General features: G+C 31.6%; 14 protein-coding genes. 1 reads left to right on the top strand and 13 read right to left on the bottom strand.

All coding sequences use genetic code 11. The features are described from left to right. Nucleotides 1-47: 47 nt before the first annotated feature. From BUB63_RS06530 to BUB63_RS13715, 7 genes are all read right to left on the bottom strand, one after another. A complete protein-coding gene (locus BUB63_RS06530) occupies nucleotides 48-1,655 on the bottom strand; it encodes a recombinase family protein (RefSeq protein WP_073248621.1) in 1,608 nt (535 codons plus the stop codon). A 17-nt stretch (nucleotides 1,656-1,672) separates the two neighbouring features. Then, a complete protein-coding gene (locus tag BUB63_RS06525) occupies nucleotides 1,673-2,896 on the bottom strand; it encodes a recombinase family protein (RefSeq protein WP_073248580.1) in 1,224 nt (407 codons plus the stop codon). A gap of 60 nt (nucleotides 2,897-2,956) precedes the next feature. Further along, a complete protein-coding gene (locus BUB63_RS06520; RefSeq protein WP_073248578.1) occupies nucleotides 2,957-3,238 on the bottom strand; it encodes a hypothetical protein in 282 nt (93 codons plus the stop codon). Then, nucleotides 3,238-3,549, bottom strand: coding sequence for a hypothetical protein (locus BUB63_RS06515; protein WP_073248577.1), 312 nt, complete (start codon nucleotides 3,547-3,549; stop codon nucleotides 3,238-3,240). The genes BUB63_RS06520 and BUB63_RS06515 overlap by 1 nt, the downstream gene beginning before the upstream one ends. A gap of 498 nt (nucleotides 3,550-4,047) precedes the next feature. Further along, nucleotides 4,048-6,735, bottom strand: a complete 2,688-nt coding sequence (locus BUB63_RS06510) for a DUF927 domain-containing protein (protein ID WP_084106579.1) — start codon at nucleotides 6,733-6,735, stop codon at nucleotides 4,048-4,050. A gap of 65 nt (nucleotides 6,736-6,800) precedes the next feature. Beyond that, nucleotides 6,801-6,995, bottom strand: a complete 195-nt coding sequence (locus tag BUB63_RS06505; protein ID WP_073248575.1) for a hypothetical protein — start codon at nucleotides 6,993-6,995, stop codon at nucleotides 6,801-6,803. Nucleotides 6,996-7,122: 127 nt separating this feature from the next. After that, nucleotides 7,123-7,299 carry a hypothetical protein gene (locus BUB63_RS13715; protein WP_200790180.1) on the bottom strand — a complete coding sequence of 59 codons (177 nt, stop codon included), beginning with the start codon at nucleotides 7,297-7,299 and terminating at the stop codon, nucleotides 7,123-7,125. Nucleotides 7,300-7,470: 171 nt separating this feature from the next. Between BUB63_RS13715 and BUB63_RS06500 the strand changes: the two genes are divergently transcribed. Further along, nucleotides 7,471-8,331 carry a DUF6076 domain-containing protein gene (locus BUB63_RS06500; protein WP_073248573.1) on the top strand — a complete coding sequence of 287 codons (861 nt, stop codon included), beginning with the start codon at nucleotides 7,471-7,473 and terminating at the stop codon, nucleotides 8,329-8,331. 628 nt (nucleotides 8,332-8,959) lie between these two features. Here the strand turns inward: BUB63_RS06500 and BUB63_RS06490 are convergent. From BUB63_RS06490 to BUB63_RS13995, 6 genes are all read right to left on the bottom strand, one after another. After that, a complete protein-coding gene (locus BUB63_RS06490; protein ID WP_073248569.1) occupies nucleotides 8,960-9,745 on the bottom strand; it encodes an RHS repeat-associated core domain-containing protein in 786 nt (261 codons plus the stop codon). A 65-nt stretch (nucleotides 9,746-9,810) separates the two neighbouring features. Beyond that, on the bottom strand, nucleotides 9,811-10,086 hold the full coding sequence (locus BUB63_RS06485) for a hypothetical protein (protein WP_035382060.1): 276 nt from the start codon (nucleotides 10,084-10,086) through the stop codon (nucleotides 9,811-9,813). A 32-nt stretch (nucleotides 10,087-10,118) separates the two neighbouring features. Further along, on the bottom strand, nucleotides 10,119-11,144 hold the full coding sequence (locus BUB63_RS06480; protein ID WP_084106577.1) for an RHS repeat-associated core domain-containing protein: 1,026 nt from the start codon (nucleotides 11,142-11,144) through the stop codon (nucleotides 10,119-10,121). Between the two features lie 165 nt (nucleotides 11,145-11,309). After that, on the bottom strand, nucleotides 11,310-11,906 hold the full coding sequence (locus BUB63_RS06475; RefSeq protein WP_073248565.1) for a hypothetical protein: 597 nt from the start codon (nucleotides 11,904-11,906) through the stop codon (nucleotides 11,310-11,312). A gap of 24 nt (nucleotides 11,907-11,930) precedes the next feature. Further along, complete coding sequence (locus BUB63_RS06470) at nucleotides 11,931-17,579, bottom strand: DNRLRE domain-containing protein (protein ID WP_073248564.1); 5,649 nt, start codon at nucleotides 17,577-17,579, stop codon at nucleotides 11,931-11,933. A gap of 221 nt (nucleotides 17,580-17,800) precedes the next feature. Further along, nucleotides 17,801-17,935: a hypothetical protein gene (locus tag BUB63_RS13995; RefSeq protein ID WP_278298553.1), complete on the bottom strand. Its 135-nt coding sequence runs from the start codon at nucleotides 17,933-17,935 to the stop codon at nucleotides 17,801-17,803. Nucleotides 17,936-18,072 lie beyond the last annotated feature (137 nt).

Raw genomic sequence — 18,072 nt, 5'->3', positions numbered from 1 at the left:
CAAATTTTATTATTCTTAAATAAAAAAGCTTGATTGCTCCAATCCCTTTAAATACTAATATTTATTTTATAATTCAACTCCCATTCTACTTCCATTCCATCCTTAAACACAAAAGATATTTTTTCCTCTGTATATACAACCACCTTATCCACTGTTCCTATCCAAAGTTCATCATCAAACTCTTCAATCAAACCTTCTCTTTGCTTAAGTTCATTTATAAACTCTAAAATCTTCTCCTTCTTTGCACTTTGCTCTAATCGTTTCTCCTCTATCCTTTCAAGTTCCTCTTTAATGCTTTCATACCTTTTAACTAATGCATCATATTTTTCTTTATAATCTTCTTGATTTATAGCTTTATGAGCATTTTCCTCTATACATTTTCTAATCATCTCAGTAACTATTTCTAATTCACTTTGGATCTTAATACTTTCCATATCAAGATTTGTAGTATCAGTTAAAGCTTTTAATATATCTTCATACCCTTTTAAAATTTCTTCCTTGTTATTAATCAAGCTATTGAATACTTCAACAAAAGCCTTCTTTATTTTATCCTCATAAAGGTGTGGTGTTGTACACTTTTTATCATTCTTAAACTTAGAGTTGCATTGCCATATCACCCTTCTATATTTACTATTAGAGTGCCAAAACTTTCTGCCATAAAAACTTCCACATTCTCCACATACAATCTTACCTGCAAAACAGTTTCTCCCTGTCTTGTACCCCTTTACTTCTTTTCTCTTTTTTATCTCAGTCTGAACTAAATCAAATACTTCAGGTGGTATAATTGCAGGGTGGCTATTTTCAACATAATACTGTGGAACTTCTCCTTCGTTTTTCTTTCTTTTCTTAGTTAAAAAATCTAATGTTAAAGTCTTTTGAAGAATTGCATCCCCTTTGTATTTTTCATTTTGAAGAATACTTAAAACTGTACTCTGGTGCCACTTATGTTTACCTGCTGGTGTTGGAATATTATTCTCTGTTAAATATTCAGCTATACTTAATGGTGTTTTGCCTTCTAAAAACATTTTATATATCATTCTTACAATCTTTGCTTCTTCCTCAACAATCTTTAAAACTCCATCTTCTCCTTTTTCATATCCTAAAAAATGCTTGTATGGAAGGCTCACCTTCCCATCTGCAAATCTTTTTCTTTGTCCCCATGTTACATTTTCTGAAATTGACCTTGATTCTTCTTGTGCTAAAGAACTCATTATTGTAATTAAAAGTTCTCCTTTACTATCTAGGGTATATATATTTTCCTTTTCAAAATATACTTCAACTCCCTTTTCTTTTAGTTTTCTAACAGTTGTTAATGTATCTACTGTATTTCTTGCAAACCTACTAACTGACTTCGTTATTATTAAATCTATCTTACCACTTAGTGCATCTTCTATCATTCTATTAAATCCATCTCTCTTTTTAGTGCTTGTTGCTGATATTCCTTCGTCTGTATAAACATTTACAAATATCCAATCTGGGTTTGATTTTATATGATTTGTATAGTAATCCATCTGTGCTTCAAAGCTTTGGAGTTGTTCTTCATTGTCAGTAGAAACTCTTGCATATGCAGCTACTCTTTTTTTCTGAACTTTTGTTTTAAGAAATGGAGATGTACTTGAAGCTGTTGCTGGTATTACTGTTACTGTTCTTGCCATAAGTTTATCCTCCCTCTTTAATAATCCCATTCCTTTTCTACTTCTTCACCATTACTTTTAATAAAGGTTAGCTTTCTTGGCCCTGAAACTTTAATTTCTTTTATACTATTAGAAATTATATTTTCATCAAACTCATTTAAACCTAATACTTCTAAAGTTAACTTTATTAAAACATCTTCAGGTATCTGCTTTGATGGGCAGGTGTCTTTACCATATTTCAAATAGGTAGAACAGTGCCATATGAACTTGTCCTTTCTTCTTTTTCTTCTATACTTTTTCCCACATATTCCACATATAATTTTCCTCTGAAATATATGATTTGAATCTTCTTTTTGGGGTGAATACTTTAATCTTCTTTGCTCTAATATCTCTTGTGCCTTTTGAAATGTTTCTAAATCGATTATTGATGGATGTGTTTCCTCTGCATAATATTTTGGAAGATAGCCTTTATTTCTAACTAAAGTCTTTGTCAAATGGTCCTTTACAAACTTTTTCTGAAGCATTGCATTCCCTGTGTATTTTTCATTCTTTAATATTTCTACAACCCTTTCGGAGTTCCATTTTCCGCCCCTTATTTTTTCTATATCCATTTCTCTTAGTTTTCTTGCTATTTTAGTGCATCCTAATCCGTTTATATAATCATCAAAAATCATTCGGACAATTTTAGCCTCATCCTCATTGATTTCTATTTTCCCTTTTTCTATCCTATATCCATACATAAATCTTAAGTTAATAAGTTCTCCCTCTTTAAATCCTTTTCTTATTCTCCATTTGCAGTTTTCGCTGACGGACCTGCTTTCCTCCTGTGCAAATGAAGCGAGGATAGTTAGCATAAGCTCACCATCCCCGCTAAGACTATGAATATTCTCTTTTTCAAAATATACATCTACATTTAAACTCTTTAACTCTCTTACAACTTCAAGCATTGTTACAGTATTTCTTGCAAATCTTGAAATTGACTTTGTGATAACCATATCTATTTTACCATCTCTACAGTCTTTTAATAATCTTTGAAACTCTGGTCTTTCATCTTTTGTTCCAGTAAATGCCTCATCAGCATAAACACCTACATACTCCCATTCAATGTGTCTTTGTATAAATTCACTATAATAGCTAACTTGTGCTGAAAGAGAATGAAGCATTGCATCCTTGCCACTTGATACTCTCGCATAAGCAGCTACTCGCTTTTTAGCTAAAGTTTTAAATGTTTTAGGTTCAATCTTTATTACCTTTCTTTGCATTCTCATCTCCCCTTTCAGCTACACATGTTAACTCTTATATTGATACAAAGCAAGTTAATACTACATATTAGAATATCTTCCTCTAATATCATCTAAAAGTTCTTTTACTTTAGCTAAATCAGGCTTTATATCAAAATGCTTTTCTACTATTTCACAACCTTCTTTAGTTTCCCAAACATAAATATCAAATTTTGATTTTATTGTTTTTCCCCCAGATATTTCAATATCATATCCATTTTTCAAATCTAGGTATACACAGTTTTCTAAGTCTATTTCTCTAACTGTATATGGCTTTCCTAAGTAATTTAACAATCGTTTTTTACCCCTTGATATTTTTAACATTAAAACCCCTTCTTTCTTAAATAAATCTTGTTATAAAACTCTAACCTGCAATTTTTACTACAAAAAATTCTTTTTCTTCCTTTACTATTATTATCAATAATTTGTTTGTCACAGTTTCTACATGTTTTTACTTTTTCAACTATTTTAATACTATCAGCATTTAATGAATACCAATATCCATCAAGTCCATATCTTTTACATAAGTTTCGAACATCATCCTTTTTTACTTTTAAAACTGATGCAATACTTGTATATCCATATCCTTTTTTTCTAAGTTCTAATATCTTTTCTTTTAGTTCTTCATTTAGCATTTTATCCCCCCTATGAAATCAATATTTTCTACACTCCCCGGGCCTAGAAATTTGCGTTTTTTAGCGTAAATGGAGCCGCCCGACCTTGAGGCAAAACCCCTAGAGATTCATCCCCCCCTTCCCTATTCTTTTGTCCTTTACCCTTACCAGTATTACCAGTGTTTTCACCCACATACCTTCTCTCTATATATAAATAAAATAAATAGTGTGTTTTCTCTTTAAAATAAAATTCTCTATACGTATTATATATTTACGGTTTAGTGGTAATACTGGTAATGGTTATTTATATTGATTTTATAAAATATAGTAATATCAATACTTTTAGATACTTTTAAACTATTTTTTGCCCTTACCAGTAGCCTTACCAACATTACCAGTAAAACTATATTTTTTACTACTTTTTATTCAAAACAATTTTGTTTGGTATATATTGCCTTATAATGTTTTATATCATTACCAGTTTTTAACCTAAAATTGAATGTTCTACTGGTAAGGGTATCACTTTAAAAAGTCTGTCTCGTATGCTTCATATCTATTTAATTCTTCTTTCTTATCACCTATTGGAACTTTAACAACATAAACTCTGCAGCTCTTTCCACCAATGCTTCTCGATATTTGAAATCTCCTTATGCCTTCTGAATCTACTTGACTTTCAATATATCCTCTTTCAGCAAATCCTCTAAATACCTTCTTTGGTGAAAATCCTGCTTCTTCTAGTGCCTTATGTGCATAAGTTGGTATTACAAGGTAATTTTCATTTGCATCTATTCTCCCGTACCTTGGACTTGGTGTATCAAATTGAAACCTTTGATTATTAGCTATGACCCAGCCACAAAATACCTCCCATGCTCTTTCTATGTTATCATTTCTCATTAGCTGCCTGTTATTTTCTATCATAGCTAACGCTGTTTTTATAGCATTCTCTTTTGCAGATACTTCGTCTTCTCCAAATACATATATAGAAGATAAATAATCTCCTAGGCACACTATAGATACCTCGTCTATGTGTATACAATCTTGGTATTTAACTTTAAGCCTTGCCTTGAAATCTTCATATAAAGCTGTTAAAAAATCTTTTTTATCGCATACATCTTTACATAACTTGGTCACAAACTCACTGCCAGCAAAGCCATAATGTTCTTCAGACACCTCATGCATAAGGCTTGCAAGTGATATATCCTCTACAGGCTTTGCATATATTTCAAATGTTCTTGTGTTTGCACCATCTTGTGTATTGTCACCAATCATTGCCTCTTCACCTGTGGTTAATATTATATTTCTCCAAGTTAGTGTTTCTTGAATTCCTCCTTCTTTACTGCCTCTAGTTCTTCCTTGACCTTGTGCTAACATATATATTATGTTTTCAGTGCTTATCTTCTTTGTGTTTAATACTTGTAGTTCATCTATTGCAAATGGTAAATTTCTAAGTGCTGCCGCCATTCTCTCAAGCCCTACTAAAGTACTGTTAAATGAACCTATAAGCTTATGTGGATTACCAAATGCAGACATTGCTAGCTTTATAGTGGCTGTTTTACCACTTCTACTGTTATGCCATAAATGAATAAAGAAACCTCTTTTATGAAGTGGTTCAAGTAATATAGATGCAAAACTAGCTGATATAACAAACCTTGCTACCGCATTTTCCCTAGCCTTCTTTGCAACTTCAAGCCATCTAATATAATCTCCGTTAGTTTTAAGTCCAGACATTATAGTTGATGCCTCTTTGCTATCATTTTCAAATTCTAAACTTTCCTTTGTACTATATGGGAAAAATTCATTATCCTTAAGCCATCCAAGCCTAGCTACTGATTTTACAAGGGGTATTACTTTATCGTTTTCTCTTTCGAAATCTGATAAATATGATATTAAATCTGATGAATTATTAGAGGACACTGGGAAGCTACTATCTGCAAGCTTAAGTATACTGTTTCTATTAAATATAACTGACCTAGCTGCAAGTACATTCCTCCAATTATTATCTCTATAAAAGGATAATTCCACCTTTTCAGTTCCCATATCTAAATTATGAAACCTTCTACTTATAACTACTGGAGTAAAGCTTACTGGCACTGTTTTTATATTCCCCTCTGAACTCTGCTCACATTTAACTATTCCATCTTTAAAATCAACATTCCAACCAAATGGAATGTTATACCCTTTTGTTTCTAATCCCTTAAGTTCTAAGGGCCTTTTATTGTAGGTTTTTACTTCACTATACTTCATATGCTTTATACTCTTTTCTAAATCTCTAAAGTTTACTTTACCCTTTAGCTTTGCCTTAATTAATGCATAGGTAGATGGATCATTAGCTTTAACCATGGAAAACTTATGAAGCATTTCTTTTTCATAGACTTTTGAATAATCATCTAAATTTAATACAGTATCAAGTAAACCCTTACTCTTAAATTCTTCCCATTCCTCCCCAGTTATAGGGTCTTCAGGAGTATATCTACAAATGCTTTTTGCGATAGTTTCAACCTCACTATCACTTAGTGGTGGATTACACCTTTTATTGTTCTCAGCTAATAGTGCTGCTAATATTCCATCAAAGCTTAGCCCCTTTCTCCTTAGAGCTCCTGCCATACTTGCCATCACTGCATTTCTTGAGCCTTCTTCAATAACGTCTGGTATTTCCTTTAAGCCAGTTCTTTTATTTAAAATCAAATCCACAAGCCATTTATCTGGTGTAGCCATTTCAATTTCATTTATCCACTCATAACAATTACCACTCTTATGAATACTATAAGGAGCTACAACAATACCCCCATCCGACCTAATATCTACACCTTTAAGTAATCCAACCTTATTAGGAATGGTTACTCCTTCTGGCATTAGGTAGTAATGATGGCTTCCGCCACTACCTGTCCTAACACTTAATGTTTCCTTAAGCTCTCCATACTCTTTTAAACTCTCATAGCCACCTTCGTCTATATCAAGCACAAAATAATTGCCACCAGTTGCAAATCCTATATTAGCATTTGGATGTTTCTTAAACTCTTCTCTAATTTTCTCTTCAGAGGTTGTAGCTTTTTTAGCCCAATCACTATATATAGGGTGCTTACCGCTACTTTTACAATTTGCACCTTTACTACAAGTGCAATTGCCTTTTTCATTAATTCCATGAAGCATTACTATTTTAAAACCTCTTTTGGCATAACCTACTGCTAAACTCACTTTATCTTCCACCTGTAAATCCCCCTTAATTTTTGTGTATAAAAAAAGCACCTATGTTTAATAAGTGCTTTTATACTTCATTTATTCATTTTTATTATCATTTTCTCTAAACTTAATTTAGGACTGCTTGTTATAACTCTTCCTTGAGATGCAGAAAATGCTACAAAATCTACTTTGCCAAATTCATTCAATACTTTAACATCTCCAAACAACTGTTTTCTTTCCTGCATAAGCCTATACTGCTTATACTTTCTACTTGCATTTCCAGACATATTATCATCTCCATAAATTTATTTTTGCACTACATCGGTTTCACCAGATTTATTCTGATCAGGTTTTAAGTACTATGCCGATTCACCTTAAACTTGTGCTATTTAGTTTTAATATTATGTTTATATCCTATCTACTTGCTTTTACTTTTAAAATAGCCTCTCTAATTATTTTTTTCTTTTCCTCAGGAAGCTCTTTTCTTAACCATTTAACAAAAGTCATTTCAGAAATACCAATTGCATCAGCAACTTCCCATTGTCTTACATCGGCAATTCTAAATTCTTCCCTTAAATCTTTATTTTTCACAGCAACCCCTCCTTGACCATTTTATTTGTTGTGTTATATAATTATTATATATTAATTATAATTGATAACTATGTTAACAATCAATAGTTTATACTACTAATTGTTAACAGTTTTAAAAAATAATTTTTCATTTAATGCTTGATAACATTATTAAGAAAGAAGGAATTACATATGTCATTTACTATAGAATTTAATGATGATAAGCTTACGGAAAGAATATATGACCCATATAATGGAGTTGATAAAACTGATTCTCTTGGTATGTCTTTTGTTGATTTTTTATCATTAGGAAAGGACTTATCTAAGAAGCATCATATTTATTTTCAATTATTAGAAAACCATGATATGTACATAACTGATAGTTCCTTTTTTTATGTAAATATAAAGGAGTTTATTGATATATGCATAAAAGACACTTCACTTTATACATTAGATAATTTCTTGTTTTTCTTACACCTGCAAGGTCTATCTATACCTCAGCATAATCTTAAATATTATTTTGACCAAGATATGATAATTGAAGATTTAGTTACTCCTTATATGAAAATTTCTACTATGGAAAGAGCCATTAGAGGATTTGCTAATTCTAATAAAAGCAAAAATACCATCACTTATGTTTATACCTGTGATAGCATTGAAGACATATGTGTTGCTACTTTATATCATTTGATAAGGCTTAAAACCATTATTAAAAAATGTGCTAACTGTGGTAAATACTTTGTACCTCTGCTCCGCTCCGATGCAATTTACTGCAATAGAACTAGTCCATTTAATCCTACTAAAACTTGTAAAGAAGATGGTTCACAAAGAACTTTTGAAGAAAAACTTAAAATGAATGATGCAGAAAAGCTAAGAAGAAGCATTTATCAAACCTTACAAATGCGTGTAAGAAGAAATCCTACGGATGAAGCCCATAAGAACTATTTTGAAAAGTGGAAAAAAGATGTCGCTAGATGGAAGAAAGATATTAAAAAAGGCAAGAAAACCACTGAAGAATTTATCCAGTGGCTTCTTGAGAGTAAGAAAAAATAGAACCATTAGTATATTAATTTTAGCCAGTAATCCCCCTTGTCATTTTTGACCGTGCCTTTTTATTACTAGATAGTAATGTATAATCTTATAGCCATAAATCAACTCCCATCGTTAGTATTTGCTTTTATTCTATCTATGTGAGGATTTGATATCTAGGTACCTAATTTCTGACGTTTATTCTGCTAATTCCTATTTTTTATTTTTGAATATATTGGATAGCAAAAAAATAGTGCTAATAAGTAATATACTACGCAACAATGGATTTGCAGAAACTTTTACTGTATCTAAAATTTTGCTTATTAAAATAATTCCACACACAAAAATCAATGATTTTAAAAACATTGTTGTTAAATTAATGTCAGTTTGAGATAGTAAAACTAACTTAAATAAGCTTATTCCAATAGAAAAGAAAATAACTGGCAAAATACGACTAAGCAATATGCTTTTATATACAAATGAAAGCTCATGTGTATATATACCTAAAACTAGAAAGAGTATTCCTAAAATAACATTGTATATTTTGTTTTCTATAAAAAGTTTAATTAAATTATTCATAGTAGACTTTCTCCTTTAAATTAAGCAATAAAGAAGATATTAATATCTTCTTTATTGCTATAATATCTAGTTTTTATTTATATCTTTTAATTATATAGTACAGCGAAAGTTCTATGCCCTTTTTTCTCGCTAAATTTATTAATTGAGTTATGCTCACTCTTGCACTAAACTTATAATAATCAAATACATAAGAAATATATTGCCTCATTACTGGTAAAAAAGCACTTTGTACCCAACCAAGACCTATTCCTATGACAGCTCCCCTAACCATTGACCAAGCTAATTCTTCTTTATTCCACTGACTAAATGGTAGATTTCTGTGAGTCCACCAGTAATCTACAAGTGAACCTGCCGCTCCCCATAAAGCTGCACCAACCCACCATGCAAGATGCCCACTTGGATCTACAAACATTACAGGATTGTTATTTGTGTAAGCATACTGATTTAAACTTCTTGGCTCATCTTCAAACCCATGGAAAGTATCCCTTGTAATAAACCTTCCAACATTTGCATCGTAATATCTTGCCATTAAGTAGTAAAGTCCTATTGCTTCATCATATCTGTATCCTGCATATCTTAATGGGTTAGCTGATGCCATTGAGCCTGATTGAGATACAATATTTCCATAAGCATCATAATTATACTCTGCAACAACATTACCACTTTCATCAGTTAAAGCCATAACATCTCCATGACCGTTTACATGGTAATAATAAGTTACCCCATTCTTTATAATTGTTGCTGGATTGCCTTGTGCATCATAGGTGTATTCGGCAATAATATTGTTGTTTTCATCTGTTTCATAGACCACTTTGTCCCTGCTGTAGTGGAAATAAGTTGTTCCACTGGCTGTGGTCATACTTGTTCTCTTACCTTGATGTACCCCCTAATAACAATGAAAAGTAAAAAATATTAAACTGCTTTTTAAACTCCCAATCCACTACCAAACGCAATTATTAGCAACATATTAGAAATAATATTTATAGTCAAATAAAAAATTAATGCACCAATATGCCTATTTAATCTTACACTAATAAATTTAGGATATATTCCAAATACTATCATTATAAATTCAAAAATTATCAAGATTAATTCAATGTAATTTGACATCTCTATGGTATCTACTAAAATAATATTTCTCAAATAACTTGTTAATAATTCAGCAAATGCAAAAGGTAATAATATTTCGTGGATTACCATTAAGAAACCTCCATTATCAATAAATAATTTTTTTATATGGCTTTAATAGAATGATTCATTATTGGATTATAAAGTTTAATTCCACAAGAAATCATTTTTTGATCCCATGGGTCATCAAAGTTTGAAAACACAAATTTCCAACTAGATGTCCCCGCTCTAAGTTGAGCATATCCAGCTCCTAATAGTAACACCGTTTCACTAAAACCAACAGCTGTTCCTACAAAACCATAATGAATATTACCTAAATCTGCACCAGTTACTATTTTACCCATAAATTTATAATGCCCTTTTAAAGTTTGTTTTAAATCCCATGGTTGTTTATTTGCTACTAAGTTTTTGAACCATGATAATCTTTCCCCATAGCTTAATTTTTTTGCCATATTTCTTGCATACTCAGCATTTAATTTCATATAGTTTATAAAATCTGTAGTAATATCAGTTCCTGTTTTAAAATTAGGACGTACTAAAATAGAAGCATGTCCACTAGGATCGAAATATATAACAGGATTACTATGAGAATAATTATATTGGTTCAAACTCTTTGGCTCATCTTCAAACCCATGGAAAGTATCCCTTGTTATAAACCTTCCAACATTTGCATCATAGTATCTTGCCATCAAGTAGTAAAGTCCTGTTGCTTCATCATATCTGTATCCTGCATATCTTAATGGGTTAGCTGATGCCATTGAGCCTGATTGAGATACAATATTTCCATAAGCATCATAATTATACTCTGCAACAACATTACCACTTTCATCAGTTAAAGCCATAACATCTCCATGACCGTTTACATGGTAATAATAAGTTACCCCATTCTTTATAATTGTCGCTGGATTGCCCTGTGCATCATAGGTGTATTCGGCAATAATATTGTTGTTTTCATCTGTTTCATAGACCACTTTGTCCCCGCTGTAGTGGAAATAAATTGTTCCACTGGCTGTGGTCATACTTGTTCTCTTACCTTCATGGTCATAAGTGAATGACGCTATGATTTGATTTGAGGAATTCTTTACCTCTATTAGCCTATGCGTTTCCCGTTGTCGATTCGTTGCAATCATTTTAGACGAAGATTTAATTTTATTGTAATATCATTTATTTTTTATAATATTTTCTACAATTTAAAATATGATTAAATATGATAAGGACGAGGTTTTATTTCCTTATCCTCATCCGCCGTTTAAAATAGTTAAATTTTCTTAAACTAATCGTACATATATCTGTTTCTAATTCGACATAAAAGGACGTAAATATAAGCCCTCAGTACTTATTATTTTATTAAGAAACTGCAATTTATTTAAATCATGTATATATACTTGAAAACATAAGCCATATGCTATAATAAGAATTTTTAAGTCTACAAAAAGAAGTTTAGAAAAAACTATCTCCCTTACAGCCAATTTTACTAGCAAATCTAAGTGATTAACATTTTCAATAGTAATTGCATCATCTCCTGAGTTTTCCATATTTTTTTTTAGATTTGTAATATATTCACTACTACCTTCAAGAATACTATTTATAGTACCATATGATTCTTCAAGTAAATTACTTTGTACAATCAAATCACTATATAACCATAGTTTTTTTATAACATTTACAAATTTTAATTCTTCAATTCTAAATGATTCTATTAATGCATTATCGTTGATAACTTTTTTATAATATAACTCTACTTGTTCATACTTTTCAAAACTTTTCACTATCAATGGAAACCTATCAATATAATAACAATTTTCAGGAGCAAGTGAAGTAAGCAATTCAAAATCGTCACAATCATTATTATAATTTCCTATTAATTCCATCATAATCTCTTCAATTTTCATAGTGTTCACCTCGAATGGTTTAATTTATTTCCCTAGTATCTTCCCATCTCCAGCTAAGGATGCAATTCTATTTCCTGCCCAATCAAACAATTTCCATACTCTTCCCCCATGTCTAGCCATATCCTTCTGTATATACCAACCAAGTGGTCCTATCCACGTAGGTGGTCCACCTCCCGGTTTTTTCTGATTAAACTTACCTAAATCAACTCTTCCATCTGGTGTTTTTAATTTATTTGGAACATTAGCTGATGCTTGAGCTATTTGAGCTTTTCCATAATTATCAATCCATGATACAATTTTATTGGATAGCCAAGATAGTCCCAATCCAATAGCAACTCCTCCAACAAATATCGCTGTTCCTACTATTGCAACTTCTCCAATTCCAGGTATTAGGTAAATCCCAACAGCAACCGAAAAATGCCCACTTGGATCTGCAAACATTACAGGATTGTTATTTGTGTAAGCATACTGATTTAAACTTCTTGGCTCATCTACAAACCCATGGAAAGTATCCCTTGTTATAAACCTTCCAACATTTGCATCATAGTATCTTGCCATCAAGTAGTAAAGTCCTGTTGCTTCATCATATCTGTATCCTGCATATCTTAATGGGTTAGCTGATGCCATTGAGCCTGATTGAGATACAATATTTCCATAAGCATCATAATTATACTCTGCAACAACATTACCACTTTCATCAGTTAAAGCCATAACATCTCCATGACCGTTTACATGGTAATAATAAGTTACCCCATTCTTTATAATTGTTGCTGGATTGCCTTGTGCATCATAGGTGTATTCGGCAATAATATTGTTGTTTTCATCTGTTTCATAGACCACTTTGTCCCCGCTGTAGTGGAAATAAATTGTTCCACTGGCTGTGGTCATACTTGTTCTCTTACCTTCATGGTCATAAGTGAATGACGCTATGGTTTGATTTGAGGAATTCTTTACCTCTATTAGCCTGTTTTCTACATCGTAGATAAATGTCTTATTGCCATTGCTTGTGAGGTTCCCATTAGCATCATAGGTGTATACCTGACCATTGACTGACACAAGTTCATTACCATCGTTATAGGCATAATTTGTTATTGTTGAGCTTCCATTTGTTACTGTCTTCTTTGTTCTATTTCCTACTGCATCATATTCATAGGAAATTGTTGTTCCATCAAGAAGGGTTTCCTGTATCAGCTGATTTAATTCATCATATTGATAGTTTATTATCCCATTCTTTGTTGTTACACTTGTTCTGTTACCATTTTCATCATAGGTGTATTCGTATTTGTCAAGAAGTTCTCCTGTTGAGTTAAAATTTTTCAGTGCCTTCAGGCGGTTTGCATCGTCATATTCAAAGGAAGTATATGTTCCATTTGAACGCCTTATTGATATTACATTCCCCTGCTCATCATAAATAAATTTCTCAATACTTCCGCCATTTCTTGTTAAATTCACAATTTGATTTAATGAATTGTATGAATATCCATAGGATGCAGATGCTGCACCTGATGTTATTTGCAGGGATGTTAAGTTGCTGTTATTGTCATATCCATAATCAATACTATTTGAGACACCTTCCTGCTGCTTTGTAACTCTGTTATTTTTATCAAAAGTATAGGATATATTTTTACCTGTAGCTGTTTCTGTAACAGAATTTATATTTCCATTAGCATCGTATCCATAATCCCATTTCTTAACTCCATTATAATATATTTCACTTAATCGGTTAAGAGCATTATAGCTATAGGATACTGTATCTCCCTTAGGAAATATTATTTTTGTTGTGTTTCCATTTTTATCGTATCCAAATTCTATAATTTGATTCAATGGATTTATAATTTTTGAAACCTTGTTAAATTCATTGTAATTATAAGTTGTTACCTTATTTCTTGCATCGGTAACAGTTGTACGATTTCCGGCATTATCATAACCATATATGGTTTCATTTAATTTTACATCTTTTACCTTGGTTAAAAGATTTCTCTTATCATAGGTAAAGAATGTCGTTTTTCCTTTGCCATCTGTAATGCCTGTTTTATTTCCAACAGCATCGTATTGGTATTGAACTATATTTCCAATGGGGTTTGTAACTTTTGTTATATAGTTTTGATTTGTATCATATTGATATCCTGTAATTGAATTACCTGTTTCAAGACGCATTGCATCAAAATAAGCTGTTCCTGCCTGATTGTAGTAATAATAATATACATCAATTGAGTTAAATGCTTTTGCAGGCTTTATCTCTGCAGCTACGTGCTGCCAGCCTTCTGTTGTTTTGCTAAAGTCATTTGCAAAAATTCCTTGACTACCATCAGTATAGTTTACAATCACTTGAAGTGCATAGTCTCCACCGCTTGGGTTTGCACCTTCCTGATTTGACCATCCTGATAGGGTAAACTTTGTATTCTGATCACCTGAAAGGTTTATACGCTGCTTGATATATTTATTTTTACCTGTTTCTCCTGTCATCTTGAATGAAGCATTTCCTACATATACGTTATCATCAGTCTGGTTAGATTTTAGATAAACTTTATCATTTACTGTTAAATTACCACTTGTCTGCCAATTAAAAGGCATATTTTGACCGTCATATTTCTCAAATCCTGCATTTTCTACAATGCTATAAGCACTTACTATTGTTCCCTTTTCTAACTGAATACCATCAAAGTACGCAGTACCTGCTCCTGCATTCATCCCTACAGAAGCTGCAATTTGAGTAGTTCCTGCCGGTGCACTATCTATAACTGCAAAAATCCTTGTCCAGTCATGAGTTCCTTTTAGATAGTATCCGTAAGTGTGGCCTTTCCAAACATTATTGGCATCATAAAAATCCACCTTAATATAGGCAGAATTTGTTGTATTTACAGTTTTTATATAACCGCTTATTACATATTTTTGTCCTGTTTCATAAGGTAATTTATCGGAAGAAACTGTCACCCAGCCTGTAGGATTTGAAATACTTAAGCCTTTATTACCATATTTCGCTGTACTTGACCATGTGATTAGTGCTGTTTTACCATTTTCTATAGATGATGTCCATTTATCCGACCAAGTAGTTCCATTTTCAAAATTTCCGTTTGATATTAGATTATCAGAAGATGAAATCATCCTTGTATCATAATCAATATTACCATTTGAAAAATATCTTGATGCTCTTGTCTGGATATTTGCATCTGTAGCTTCAAGTTGATTGTTATTATTATCGTAGGCATTTATGCTTTGATATCCATTAAAATCTGTTTGAACTACAGGATTGTTTCTTTGGTCATAAACTGTTGTTGAATTTTGTCCTTCTGGAAGCTGAACACCAGTTACATTGCCGTTAGCATCATAGGTTATAACATATGCATTTGTACCATTTACTTTATTAATATTTGGTTCAATTATTTGTGTTAAATTATTGTTATTATCATAGAAAAATGTTGTTACTGCATTATTTTGAGCATCTAATGGATTTTCTGTTATCTGAACAATATTTTTATTAGGATTGTATAAATAGTCTATTCTTTTGCCTTCACCATCTATCAGAGTTGTTACGCTATTATTAAAATCATAGGAATAACTTGTTGTGCTTGTGGTTTGCAATCCATTTATTGTTATATGATGACTGATGTTCTTTACACTGCCAGCTTCATAAGTTATTGTTGTTGCAATATTTCTTTGGTCTATTATCGAAATTAAATTATGATTAGCATCATACCCCATAGATATCTCTTTTAATTCAGGGTCAATTATCTTTATAAGATTACCGTTGGCGTCATATTCATAACTTATTGTACGAGAGCCTGGAATATTAATACTGGAAACATATCCATTAGCTCCATAGTTAATAATTACCTCTCTTAAGGATGCATCTTTAATTAATGTCAACTTTCCATTTGTATAGAATAACTCCGTCTTATTATTGTTTGTATCTATTATGGAACTTAATTTTCCGCTTGTATTAAAATTTATTTTCGTACCATCTGCTTGTGTAATGGTATAAGTTCCATCACCATTTTTTACAAGATTTAAATATATTCCTCCATGTGCCTTATATCCTCCGCCAACCTCTTCTCCAAATATATGACGGGTTCCATCACCATCCATAAAGGTTATTGGGCCTTTGCCTGCATCAACAATCTTTGTTTCTACATTACTTGTCCATCCATAGCCAAACATACCAGAAACATCAGCTTTTCTGCTATTGTAAGTTCTTGTTATCCCTAATGGGATACCCCTTCCTAAGACAGAAAAATCACTTTGTTGAAGCACAAGATTCCCATTTGCAGGATTAACACTATCCTTAGTATAACCCCAGAAATCTTCAAGACCTATTGGATCAACCCAATAGTTAATTGTAAGTTTTGGTGTGTTGTTTCCTATATTTACAGTATTAAATGCTCTAAAAGGAGCTGTATCCTCATTTTGTTGTTTAAGCATAAGTCCATAATTTGGCTGTATGCCGTTATACCAATCTTTAACAAGCTGAGTTATATCCCACTGCCAATACTGATTTGAGGTATTATTTGTTACTGTAGCTTCTTTATTGGCTGCAATTGCAGGCTGTGTATTCCATGTAACAGAACCTGTCCAGTTGCTTGTAATACGATATAAATCAATTGAAACTGTTGTTTGATCTACTTGTGTTTGATAAGCATTAAAATTGGCACTTAATATTTTACTGTCACTTGGAAGACTTGGCAGATAAAACTGTACAAGTGAACGCATTGTTCCATAATAAGATTGATCTACCCCAGTGTACATTTTATTAAGACTTGAATATGATGAATCTTTAAAATTACTTGCGATAAAAGTATCCCTCATAACATCCCAATCATTTATCGTAGGGTCAATTGTAACGGGATACTTAGTATTTGTATCTTCAAGAAAGGTTTTGTCTGCAACTACAACTACATATGCTTTCCCATTTTCTTTTCTTAATACAAGATTTACTTTGTCTGAATATTTGTCATTTGAATCAACCATAAATGGTTTTTCAAAATACCATAATCTTTCATCTTTATTATCTGTAAAATATATAATTCCATCTTTTTCTTCAACCTTTAATCCCTTAAGTTTTATCTCAAATGTGAAAGTGTTTTTGCCTGTATAACTGTTAATAATAATATCTTCTTTAACCTTGTTTCCTTTAACAAAATACTGAATATCAGTTTCTTTATATATGTTTTTATAGCTGATTCCATTATTTTTACTAACACCATTTGCTAATTGTGCATCTATAGGTACAAGGCTGATGCATTTACCATCTTTTTCTATAGATATAATTTCTTCTGGTCCTGCTTTCTCTGAAAAGAGAACATTAAAATCATTGGCCTTATTTTCAAATTTACCAACTTTTTTATTGCTTATCTTTAGATTATTGTCTATCTCTTTCCACTGTTTATCAACAGGATCTTTGTAAAATTGAGGTTCAAGATAAATTTCTTCTGTAAAACTACCGTCAGGATTAAGATAACGAGTAGAATATTTCGTTCTCTTACTTATTAATTCCATTTTAGTTTTTGGGGCTTTATTTGGCAGTTCTCCAATATCAGCTTTGAGAGCATTTTCTTTTGGTGTCTGCTTTAATGGAGCTGCTGCTTCAACTGCAGATACACTAATTAAATTGAAAATGATTAATAAAATCAGCGTAAAAGATATTAATCTTGTGAATTTTTTGAAAGATTTTAACATATTTTTCTCCTTTCAATATTTTATTTACCATCCCTATCTAATAAGTTTACATAACTCTTAGTTCTATATTATAAAAATATTTAGTATGAATCAATGCAATACATTTGGTAAAATAGGTGCAATAAACTTATACTGGAATTTATTAAGAAAACCTTCTGTGCTATTGAAAAAAGCCAGTCAAGGCAACTCCTTCTTACTCCAACTGGCTCATCTTTAATCATTTATTCAACTACAACCTCAATCTCCGTCCTATCAAGCAAACTCACTATTATCTTCTTCCCATCTTTCTCAGTAATCCTAAAAAACATAATCACATCAAATTCTTCTACCTTCTCTGCATCAGCTAAAATCCCCATATGTAAATGATAAAATCAAAATGTACGAAAAGTGGAAAATAAAAATGTACAAAATTGTACAAGTATTTGGTATCCTTCTTAATGGGAGGGATACCAAATATGATGAATATAATAGCTCAATTAAATATATTAAAAGC

The sequence above is a fragment of the Caloramator proteoclasticus DSM 10124 genome (assembly GCF_900129265.1).
Taxonomy (GTDB): Bacteria; Bacillota; Clostridia; order Clostridiales; family Caloramatoraceae; genus Thermobrachium; species Thermobrachium proteoclasticum.
Note: the sequence above shows the minus strand (reverse complement) of the source record. Positions and strands in the feature narration are given on the sequence as shown.